This window comes from Chryseobacterium sp., from assembly GCF_041914225.1.
In the GTDB taxonomy this organism is placed as follows: Bacteria; Bacteroidota; Bacteroidia; order Flavobacteriales; family Weeksellaceae; genus Chryseobacterium.
This window is the reverse complement of record NZ_JAYSDT010000080.1, coordinates 1-8,778: the sequence shown is the minus strand read 5'-3', so window position 1 is coordinate 8,778 and position 8,778 is coordinate 1. Positions and strand designations below refer to the sequence as shown.

7 protein-coding genes are annotated in these 8,778 nt (G+C 36.2%); 4 read left to right on the top strand and 3 right to left on the bottom strand.

Features of this window, described 5'->3' with window-relative positions; translation table 11 throughout:
- Positions 1–189: 189 nt before the first annotated feature.
- The 4 genes from ACE3RB_RS19270 (at position 190) to gwsS (ending at position 2,834) form a co-directional block, all read left to right on the top strand.
- Positions 190–390, top strand: coding sequence for a grasp-with-spasm system A modified peptide (locus ACE3RB_RS19270; RefSeq protein WP_374465699.1), 201 nt, complete (start codon positions 190–192; stop codon positions 388–390).
- A 147-nt stretch (positions 391–537) separates the two neighbouring features.
- Positions 538–891: a GLPGLI family protein gene (locus ACE3RB_RS19265; protein WP_374465701.1), complete on the top strand. Its 354-nt coding sequence runs from the start codon at positions 538–540 to the stop codon at positions 889–891.
- A gap of 9 nt (positions 892–900) precedes the next feature.
- Entirely contained in the window at positions 901–1,707 is an 807-nt protein-coding gene (locus ACE3RB_RS19260; RefSeq protein WP_374465698.1) for a GLPGLI family protein, read from the top strand.
- Between the two features lie 56 nt (positions 1,708–1,763).
- Positions 1,764–2,834, top strand: coding sequence for a grasp-with-spasm system SPASM domain peptide maturase (gene gwsS / locus ACE3RB_RS19255; RefSeq protein WP_374465700.1), 1,071 nt, complete (start codon positions 1,764–1,766; stop codon positions 2,832–2,834).
- An 83-nt stretch (positions 2,835–2,917) separates the two neighbouring features.
- Here the strand turns inward: gwsS and ACE3RB_RS19250 are convergent, their stop codons facing one another.
- The 3 genes from ACE3RB_RS19250 to ACE3RB_RS19240 form a co-directional block, all read right to left on the bottom strand.
- Positions 2,918–3,295: a hypothetical protein gene (locus ACE3RB_RS19250; RefSeq protein WP_374465697.1), complete on the bottom strand. Its 378-nt coding sequence runs from the start codon at positions 3,293–3,295 to the stop codon at positions 2,918–2,920.
- A 69-nt stretch (positions 3,296–3,364) separates the two neighbouring features.
- On the bottom strand, positions 3,365–3,835 hold the full coding sequence (locus tag ACE3RB_RS19245; RefSeq protein WP_002984446.1) for an Lrp/AsnC family transcriptional regulator: 471 nt from the start codon (positions 3,833–3,835) through the stop codon (positions 3,365–3,367).
- A 133-nt stretch (positions 3,836–3,968) separates the two neighbouring features.
- Entirely contained in the window at positions 3,969–8,759 is a 4,791-nt protein-coding gene (locus tag ACE3RB_RS19240; RefSeq protein WP_374465696.1) for a translocation/assembly module TamB, read from the bottom strand.
- Positions 8,760–8,778: the final 19 nt, after the last annotated feature.

Below are 8,778 nucleotides of genomic sequence, written 5' to 3'. Positions count from 1 at the left end.
TTTTAAACTTTTTGTCTAAATTATAGTCGTACTAGTTACGGGGGAGCTTACAACATCAACGTTGACGGAATGCATTTCCATTTTAGATTGTATGTGTACAGTACATGATAAATATGAGAAATCATTCACCCAAATGTCAGGGTTTATATGTCACAAATGATTTTACACAACACAAAAATTTTATCAAAAATGAAAAAATTAAATGGAATGAAGAGAGATTTCTCTTCTTTGGAAAACAAAAAGTTAGCAAATACAAAAAGTATTATTGGTGGAGGTGCAACAAATGAAAAAACAACTTCTGAGTCTGGGCCTAACGGTCAGCCAGGCAATACTGGTGATACTGTCATTTGCGTTGATGGAAAGCAAGTAGCTGTACTGACAATTGATTAAATATGGCAGGAGGGGAAACTCCCCTCCTTTTATAGAAAAACCGGAATATAAATTCAACAATGAATAGAAAAATAAACTTTATCCTACTTACAACAAGCAGAAGTAGAATATGGAGGAAGAAACTGGACTGCATGGTTTACAAATGAAATTCCTTTACAACAAGGCCCATATGTTTTTTATGGATTGCCAGGACTAATTGTAAAAATCTCTGATGAAAAATTTGATTATGATTTTGAACTTATTCAAGTAAGAGACTTTAAATGGAAAGAGCTTTATACAGATAAATTTCAAAAGAAAATTAGTTGGGAAGACTTTCAAAAACTTCAAAAAAACTACTACACCGAACCATTATCAATGATCAAAAAACCTGATATAACATCTTTTGATGAAAACGGAAATATAATAAAAACCAACTTTAAAGAAATGAGAGAGAATATTCAAAAAAGAATTCGGGAGAAGAATAATCCTATTGAGTTAAATTATAAAGTAGAATATAAATAACTAATATATATGAATAAATTAAGTTTAATTCTGGTAGCATTAACTTCCTTTTGTTTCGGGCAAAAAACCAGTTTTATTTATGAGGTCAATTATCGGTTAAATCACCAAATGCTTGATCAATTTACTACTAAAACAATGATTTTAGATTTTGTAGATAAAGAATCTATCTTCAGAGAAAGTATGGATCGAAAATCAGATTCTTTGAAAATGAATAATGGTTCACCAATGCTTTCTTCCGGTTTTGAAAATCAGTTTTATATCAAAAAAGATTTTTTAAATCACAAAATATCAAAAATAATTACAAATGGACAATTTTGCTATCTTCTTCCCATTGAAGAAAATATAAATTGGAAAATATTATCGGAAAAGAAAAAAATCGGAATTTACAATGCTCAAAAAGCTATGACTACATATGGTAATAGAGAATGGACAGCATGGTTTTCTATTGATATACCAATTAATGACGGTCCATACGTCTTTAATAATCTGCCCGGATTGATTATTTCAATAACAGACAGCAGTGGAGATTATAAATTTGATCTTGTACAGATTAAAAAATCAGCCAACCTATTTAATGCCAGAGTAAAACCACTGTTAATTGATTGGAATAAATATGATCAACTTGCAAAAATATATTATGAAAATCCTAATGCTGAAATAGAGCAAAAAATCAGAAATGCAAAAAAAGTTATCATGCAGGATGCTCACGGAAATGTTATTGACTTTGATATTCGACAAATGAATAAAGATGATCAGGAAAATATCAGAAAAAATAATAACCCTATTGAGCTCAATCACAGAATTGAATATAAGTAGCTTTAAATAATTCGGATGATCAGAAAAGAAATTAATCTCTAAGTAATTATTAATTCATAAACTATTTCAACCTATTCAGCAATATCCTCATCACCAAAGGTTCCACTAGAATTCTGATATCGGATCTGCAGAGAAACGTATCGGAACTATACCCTCTGGAATTGTATGAGATTATAGTAGGGCTGAAAACCTATTCTATTGAAACTATGCTGAAAGATTATGATCAGGAATCCAGATCAATTGTTCAGGAATATATTGATCTCCTGTTGGAAAAGGAATATGGGTTTATTACACAGAATGACTGGGACAGGGATTTTCCTTCTCTTTCTTTTGAACACCATGAACCCAGCACAATAACCAATCTTTTCATAGAAATGGAAGATATCGGGATATTGAAAAAAGTACATCCATCAGTAGAAAATCTCGGAATCAAACATTTGGTCATTTATAGCTTGAACCCTTTAACCTCTAAAGATTTTATAGAAATTGATACCATTTTTAAAACCTCAGTTTTATCTGGAATAGAAATTTTTTCACCATTCAATCAGCAAATCAACCTCTCTTTTATACAGGCTCTTCAGGAAAATACAGTCAGAATATACAGTCTTGTCTTCTACAATTGTTCGAAACCTCCTTTCAAAGCTAAAAATGAATACAGATTCTCGCTGCATTTCCTAAAAGATGACCTGAAAATATCTGCCTGTGGAAAAGTGGAACTGAAGTATTTCAATACCAATATTTCTAAAGTGTTAGAAGCAGTTAACCACAATTCCTGCCTGTATAAAAAGATGGGTATAGACAAAAACGGCAACCTCAAAAACTGCCCGCTCATGAATGAAAGTTTTGGAAACATCAATAGTCAAAGCCTTGAAGAAACAGTAAACCAACCAGGTTTCAAAAAATACTGGAACTTGACGAAAGATTATATAGAAACCTGTAAAGACTGTGAGTTTCGCTATGTCTGTACAGACTGCAGGGCTTACACTGAAAATACTGAAAAGAACAAGAAAGACCTGGATATATCAAAGCCTCTGAAATGCGGCTATAATCCCTATACTGGAGTATGGGAAGACTGGTCTAAGAATCCTTTAAAACAAGAAATTTTTCATTCGCTGGAACTCAGATAATATTTTCCCTTTTTTATTATTCAAAAACCGCTTTTAAATGTTATTTAAAAGCGGTTTATTATCTTATTGCAATGGATTAACTCTTATTTAAAAAACTTCCATTTCGGGATAATGGCAAGCATACCGAATCCTGTGAACAGGAAAAGATTGGTAACATCCGTATACAGGAATGTAGACAGATAATAATTGTGCATAAAGAAATGCAGCACCAGTAAAGCCGGGAACATGAAAATCCCAACCTTCCTGTAAAAGAACATCAGCACAAGCCCTATCATCATCAGTACATCAATAGTAAAAATTACATAGAAGTACCACCTAGGAATCTGCAGGTATTCATGCTGCAGATATTCATCCACATCTATTCCAAGCCCCATTACGGTAAACAACATCAAGGCGGCAAACGCCAGTATGAATCCCCATCCTTTCTTCGGGTCTTCGTCAAAATAGCTGTATTCTTCCATATCTACAAAAATAAAGAACTTATGAGAGATTTCATAAGTTCTTTTATAATTATTCGTTTAAAATTTGACTTACACAGAGATTGCGTTAATCAGTCTGTTTTTGTCACTTAAGAATTCCTCCATAGAGATCATACTTTCAGTTCTCATTACATCCTGAATGTCATCGATCTGGTAAATAATTCTTTTAGCATCATCAGTGTTCTTAGCTCTTACTTTACAGAAAATATTATATTTTCCGGAAATAACGCTAGCCTCGATTACGTTAGGAATAGTTGACAATTCTTTCAATACTTCCTGAGTACGGTTTGATTTTGTCAAAAGGATACCTATGAAAGCTGTAAAGTGATAATCCAGCTTACCATAATCGATGTTAAGAGATGATCCCAAAATAATACCTGCATCTTCCATCTTTTTCACTCTTACGTGAATTGTTCCAGCAGAAACATCCATCTGCTTTGCAATTTCAGTAAAAGGCATTCTTGTGTTTTCTACTAAGAAATCAAGAATCTTCTTGTCTATTTCGTCCAGTTGATAGTTCATATTAGTTAATTACAATTTTCTTAAAAAAACAATGTATTTTTTGCAAATTTATAAAAAATAATTTAACTAAAAAATATATATCAAATATTAACAATAATTAACACAGATGATAAAAATCATTAAAATATTCTAATTATTTACCTTGCGATTTTATAGAATCTGTTTTTATTTCACCTTTTGCCTCTGAAGTTTTTTTGTCTTTTTTCTTCTTTTTAAACAAAGAATTGAAGCTTTTACTCCACACTACCCCTCCTCCATAGGCCTGATTAGCAGAACCGTTTGTACTCACCATTCCGATGTTTGTAGGCTTGGAATAAGCACGTATAACCAATGAACCGTCATTCTTTTTGGACAAATCATATTCTACTGACCCTTCCGTGGAAAGATAATTGTTTTGTGCACCATCTGTTTTTGATAATGGAATTCCTAAACCTGTCTTGATATTGACTCTTGGGGATACGGCTACACTTACCCCGGCATTGGCTCTGTCCCCGAAATTTGAATTCTGGTCTCCTTTTACATAATTAAGGTCAATCTGGAATTCGTTACTCATCGTATTAAGTACAGATCCCAGCTGTTTCAGCAGCATGTTATATCCTGAGGATTCCGCTACATTTCCTACATTCACATCGAATCCACCTGTATTGGATACGTTAAAGGTGCTCAACAGCAATACAGATCCGAACTGGAGAACTTTCTCTCCTTCCTGGCTCATTTTTGCGGCAAGGGTTTCCCTTACCTGGCTGGATACATCCATGGCAGTTACATTAAGATCAATCTTAGGATCTACCAAAGACTGGGTAATGTGAGCCTGCAGCAATATACTGATAGGCTGCAGTTTTCCCATACTCAGGTATTCCCCTGCGTTGGAAACCATTCTGATATAATTGGCATTAATATCTAATGTAGGTTTCATCGCATCACCATCCCATCTGATGCTGCTGTTTCTTTCAATCTGGAATGTTTTATTAAGGATAGCCTTAGAGACAAATGTTCCGTTATCTACTTTATAGGTACCGCTCATTGCAATATTCCCCTGTCTGTTCATGTGGAACCTCAACGGATCTGCAGATCCTTTTACGGTAATATTTCCTACATCATCCCCTACCAGTACATTTACAGTGGTTCCCTTATCTACAGCCAGATTAAAATCAATATTCATATTGGCTCCTGTTTTTTTCTTTTCTTCCAGGGTAATCAGACCGTCTTTTCCTTCCTTCAGGAAGCGCAGCATTTTGAATTCTTCTACATTGGAAGTAGAACTGGAATTAAAGGTAAAGGTACTTCCGTTAAGTGCCTTCATATTAGGAGTCGTTATACTTAATCCCGAAACCGGGCCGTCCACGTACAGGTCTCCCTGCCCGTAAACTCTTCCCCAGAACAGGTCAAAATCTTTCTGTGTCGTATTCAGCATCAACAGATTGTCTGCCCTCATTACGAGTGACACCCCCATGGAAGAAAGGGTTTCAAACTGAATCGCCCCCGAAACATTTCCTTTGGAATTGGTTCTTCCATCATGCACTTCAATATTGTTGAGAATGGCAAGTCCTCTGGACAGCTGGATTACAGTATCATCAAATGAATAATCCACTCCCGTAAACAAAAGTTTTAATCCAAAATCCTTTAAAGCAATATCCCCGCTATAATCAAGGTTATTAAGTTTTCCATTGATTTTAAGTTCCCCAGTTGCCTTTCCGCGAAGGTTTCCAAAAACGGTCTGTACAAACTGCTGCGTAAATGAAAGGTCAAAATCACGCATTTCTGCAGTAAGATCAATAATCGGAGAAGATGTATTATTATTAACGGTTCCTGTCAGGTTAAGGCTGTTGTTTCCAAGAACTCCTGCAGAGTGAACTTTTACATCAATATCATAGACATTCAATGAGAAGCCATTGGTTGCAGAAATAGAGATATCTCCCATATCATTGCCGTTCATCTTAATATCATCAATATTAAGGTCTACCAGCGGCTGAAGGGTACTTTTATCCATTTTGATCTTTACACTTCCGTTGGCAAGACCTTTGATATCCATCGTATTCCCTCCGGACTGCATTTCCAGCAGCTTTTCTACAGCGAAATCATTGATATCAGCATCCACATAAAAATCTTTGGCCGATTTAAACTGTGCTTCTTTAATGAACAAAGCACTTTTATCAGAATATACCCTCAGGTTCCTGATATCAAAATCCCCTGTCTTTTTCCGGTAGGTTATGGAATGATTCAATTCCGGACTTGTATCTATAGCCCATGTAACTTCATTGAACTTCACTTCCGTAGGTTCAAACCTGAATACATAATCACCCGCCGCATCTGTAGTCTGATCTACATTAATGGCATATTCTTTAAGCTTTTCATTCAGCTCATCATCCGGGCTTCCATGTTTGAATACGGTTGCTAAATGAAGCGTATTTCCGTTTTCATTATTTCCTTTAAGCTCAAAATCCTTGATTACATTTTTATTATAGACTACTCTATTGATCTTGGCGTACAATTGCTGATTAAGGTCTGCCGTGTTAATTCTCACTTTAACACTATCCACCAATGCACTGTCTCTGCTGATATTTTTCCTGTCATTGACTTTATAATCAGGATTGGAAGCTGCCAGCGCCTTATCAGCATCTGTAATTTCTTCTTCCTTTGTCATGATATATTTTAAAGAGGCTGCATCAAGATTCAGGATAAGATTATTGGAATTTCCATCATATTCTCCTTCTACAACAGCTCCCTGGGGTAATCTGAGATCCGGCAGGAAGTAATTGACCAATCCTTGCTGAACATCAAACTTAAGGGCGAAATTCTGTCCGCGGTATAATTTCCTTGGCGGCGGCCCTACCAGTATTTTTCCTAATCCGTTTTCTACCATTCCGGCAAGATCTGCCAGGCTGTATCTCCCTGAAATTTTACCTGTGGCAGCTCCCGGAGCATCTACATCTATTACACGGGATCCAGCTTCTATAAATGTTTTTAACCTGGCATTCGGAATATTATATTTTTGGGTAGCGGTAGCAAAGTGGAGATTATTGGCATTAACATCCAAAGTAAGGTCATTAATGGAAGACATAGCCATTTTACCTTCAACCTGTCCGCTTACCACCTGAGTACCGGGTTTATTGGTAAAGTAGTTCATGTTCAGGTATGTGACATCAGCATTGACATCCATTGCTACCCTTGAAGTACTGAAGTCTATTAATCCTTTGATCGTAGCTTTTGCCTGCTCATCATCAACGGTGATTAATCCGTTATATTTTTTATGATCCAACAGCCCGTCCAGATACAGGTTGTTGATCGTTTTATCCATAATTTCAACACTTGCAATCTGAGATTTTGTAGTCAGACGCATGGTATTGACATCAAAGCTTTGTCCGTTAAGATCAAATTTACCGGAAATCAAACCCACTGTTTTATTCTTGGTGATCACAGAGGTATTAAGATCCTTCACATCAAGATACCCGGAATATTTTGGCATAGCTGTGCTGTAACCTGTCAGAGTAAGCTTGGAAATCTTCGCCTGCCCAATTCCCGTCATCAGGTTTCCGCTATCCACATAGATCTGATCCGGGTTCACTTTTGCTGTTCCGTTGTACTTTAATTTCCCAAAATCATCAGCAAAATTCTTCATCTTTTTGGAAATAAATGAAGGCATCATTGCTTTTAAATCCTTATAAGTAAAATCTGTGGAAAGGTCTTTCGTTTCGATAGCAAAATGCCCTTTCAGCAGATTCTCAACCTTCATTGTTTTAGTGGCAATATTCACATCAGGATTTCTGATCAGGAAGTTTTCCAGATGAAACTTGTTCAGAGGACCGGTCATTGTCCCTGAAAGATTGAACGGTTTGATATTATCCCAGTTTGTTACAAAATAGCTGATATCATAACCGCTTAACTGGCTTCCCTGCTTGATATTCATATCCCATCGTACCTTATCGGCAAAGTCTGCCCATGATCCGTCATGAAGATTGAATTTAATATCTCCCTGAAGCAAGGTATGATCCGTATTCAGCGTAAGATCTTTTAATGACAGAAACTGTTTCGTTAAAGACAGTTCTGTTGAAAACGTATCTACAAGATGAGCTTTCCCCCATCTTGAAGTTACAAACGACATATTATTGATCAGCGCCGAAACATTCGGGCCGTTGACTTTTACATTGGGAGCTTTTAAGTTAAATTGCGTTGCCGTAAGCCATTTCCCCTGTTCGCCGGGAGAATTTTGATTGACAATAGAAACTTTGGAATCAATAATCTGTATTCTGGAATTCAGCTGAAAAGGAGGTTTTTTCGGGTCCCTTTTCTTCCCGTTATCAAAAAGCTCAACAAACCTTACAAAATTAGAGATGCTGTCACCTTTATAGGTAATGACCTTCACTTCAGCATTAACAAGAGCAAGGGAATTGAAACTTAAGGAATTGCTGTTTCCCGAAATAGCGTTTACTGCAAGAGACATCCAGTCTGAATCTGCACGGAACTCGCGGGCGGTAATAAAATTAAAGCCTTTATAATCTTTTACTTTTAAGCCTTTTATGGTTACATCTCCAAAGTAATTTACATCTACACTTTCCGTAGAAAAATCAGATTTGAAATCGTTATTAACAAGCTTCAGTGCCTGATCAGCTGCCCATTGCTTTGTCACCGGAAGATTAATGGCAATAAGTACTCCCCCAACAAGCACAATTCCAAGCCAGAAGAGAATCAAAAGAAGTTTTGCCCACCAGGTATAGCTGGTAACATCTTTCACAGCCTGCTTCCCAAACTCTTCAGCTGTTTCCACAGGATGATGTATGGCATCTGAAGCCAGTTCAGATGCTTCTTTCACTGTCTCCCGAACTTTTTCCTCTACATTTTCGACAGTTTTTTGTACCTGATTACCTAGGTTTTCAGCTACTGATTTTTTATTCTCATTCTCGTTATTATTCTCTAACTTTGCCATTATTATGAGCGACTCTATA